The sequence below is a fragment of the Streptomyces sp. NPDC059900 genome, assembly GCF_050270335.1.
Classification (GTDB): domain Bacteria; phylum Actinomycetota; class Actinomycetes; order Streptomycetales; family Streptomycetaceae; genus Streptomyces.
On sequence record NZ_JBNNJZ010000897.1, the window covers coordinates 1 to 2,285 of the forward strand.

Here is a 2,285-nt window from a genome sequence, read left to right on the forward strand (position 1 = left end):
AAAAACAACACACTCTACCGGTCGTAGAAGGGAAAAAGACAACGCGGGCACCAGCCCGACCTGATCTGCGAGGTCCTCGCGGGGCGGCTCCAGCGCACCGTCACCCTGGACGACATCGGCCTCGGCGTGCCGGGGCTGCCGTCCGTGGCGACCGGCTCCATGTCCTCGACGCTGTCCGGGTTCGTGGAGAGAGCCACGGCCCTGTGGCGCTCGGACGAACAGCAGCGCCCGCACCTCCTGGGCGCACCCGCGGTCACGGGAACACCCGCGGTGATGCCCGTCTGGGAGTGGGAGAACCCGCCCGAGGACGTGGACGTCTCGCGCGGCGGCAGGCACCAGGTGAGCACGGCCGACATCGACATGATGCGCGCGGCCCGCGCCCACTACGAGCAGATGTACCGCAAGACCGGCGGCATCGCGACCCGCACCCGCATCGTCGGCTTCCTCAACGCCGAGGCCGCGCCCCTGCTGCGCGGCAGCTACACGGACGAGACGGGGCGCCAACTGCACAGATCCACCGGCGGGTTGGTGGCCATCGCGGGCATCTGCGCCTATGACTCGGACGCGCACGGCCTGGCCCAGCGCTACTTCCACCAGGCCCTGCGGCTCGCCAAGGCGAGCGGTGACCGGGGTCTTGGCGCCTATGTCATCGCGCTGCTCGTCAACCAGTCCCTGTTCATGCGCGAGTACCGTCAGGCGGTGGCCTTCGCGGAGGCCGCACTGCGCGCGGCGGGGCGCGACCTCACCCCGGCCCTGGCCTCCGACCTCTACGCGATGCAGGCGAAGTCGTACGCACACCTGGGCGACGGCAGCAGCGCGCTGTCCTGCATCCGGCGTGCGGAGGTCGCAGCGGAACGCATCAGGCGTGGCCGCGAGCCGGACGAGACCGGCTATGTCCAGCCCGGACTCGTCAACGTACAGGTGGCGGAGGCGCTGCTCAGCCTGGGGGACCTGTCGGGAGCGTACGAGCACGCGGCGGCTGCCGTGGATACTCCGGCTCACGACCGGGGCAGGGTCCACCGGCTCGCCATGCTCAGCCAGATCGAACTGCGCCAGGGGAACACCGACGAGGCGGTGGCCACGGCCGTGGAAATGGCGGAGCAGGCGCGGGGGATGGAGTCCCAGCGGCTGCGCGACCGGCTGCGGGCCGTGCGCGAACACCTGGTGCGCAGCGACTGCGCGGGCACGGCCGAGGCGGCCGAACTCATCGACGGAGCGCTGCGCGTACCCCTGTGATGCGCACTGCGCGTACGTAGGTGACGACCCTCGGCGAGCGATGAACCCCGCGCTCCGCTCTCACGCTGCTCTGAACACCCTCCTGCTGCGATATTGCCATCTACTCGGCGGAAGGTGGCAGAACCGTGCAGTGGACGAAACAAAGCGAACAAACTGTGTATGGAAACCGATGGTTCTCGGTCAATCTCGCAGACGTCGAACTGCCTGACGGCCGGCACCTCGATCACTTCCTGATACGGCTGCGGCCCGTCGCCGTGGCCACCGTCGTCAACGAGGCCAATGAGGTGCTTCTGCTGTGGCGGCACCGATTCATCACCGACAGCTGGGGCTGGGAACTCGCCGCCGGCGTCGTCGAGGACGGGGAGGACATCGCGTACGCGGCCGCCCGGGAAATGGAGGAGGAGACCGGCTGGCGGCCGGGCCCGTTACGACACCTGATGAGTGTCGAGCCGTCCAATGGGCTCACCGACGCCAGGCACCACATCTACTGGTCGGATGAGTGCACCTACATCGGTCATCCCGAAGACGACTTCGAGTCCGACCGCCGTGAGTGGGTCCCCTTGAAGCTCGTCCCTGACATGGTGGCGCGCGGGGAAGTGCCGGCCGCCAACATGGCGGCCGCGCTCCTGCTCCTGCACCATCTGCGTCTTGGCCAGGACGCGCACTAATGCCCGATGGCCTGCCAGACCGCCACGGCGAGCGCACCGACCGCCGTAAGGGCGAGAAGGGCGGGCAACGGCCAGCGTGTGTGCTCGAGTGCGGCGATCCTTACGGTCAGATCGTCCTGGTTCTTGACGCTCTGCTCGTCGTGTTGGGTGAGCAACGCCAGCTGTCCGTCGACGCGGGCCAGGCCCACGTCCAAGCTTCGGCGTAACTCTGCGAGTTCCTCGGGGACCACGCGAGTTTCGGGGTCGGCGGTCACAAGTCCGTTCCTTTCTGTAGCTGTCGATCCCCCTGATGCGCACAGAAAGTCAACTCCCCTGGTGGCCAGGGCGGGAGAGTGTGCGACAGGCATATGCGAGCCCGGAGTGCACACGGTGTGTGAACGC

At 68.3% G+C, this 2,285-nt stretch carries 2 protein-coding genes and 1 pseudogene; 2 read left to right on the forward strand and 1 reads right to left on the reverse strand.

Annotated elements, in window-relative coordinates:
- Positions 1-27: 27 nt before the first annotated feature.
- Both ACQKIP_RS45430 and ACQKIP_RS45435 read left to right on the forward strand, forming a co-directional pair.
- Positions 28-1,236, forward strand: a pseudogene (locus ACQKIP_RS45430) (transcriptional regulator); the annotation flags it as partial.
- A gap of 125 nt (positions 1,237-1,361) precedes the next feature.
- Entirely contained in the window at positions 1,362-1,904 is a 543-nt protein-coding gene (locus ACQKIP_RS45435) for an NUDIX hydrolase (protein ID WP_365860120.1), read from the forward strand.
- Here ACQKIP_RS45435 and ACQKIP_RS45440 read toward each other — a convergent pair.
- On the reverse strand, positions 1,901-2,158 hold the full coding sequence (locus ACQKIP_RS45440) for a hypothetical protein (RefSeq protein WP_365860121.1): 258 nt from the start codon (positions 2,156-2,158) through the stop codon (positions 1,901-1,903). The genes ACQKIP_RS45435 and ACQKIP_RS45440 overlap by 4 nt on opposite strands.
- Positions 2,159-2,285: the final 127 nt, after the last annotated feature.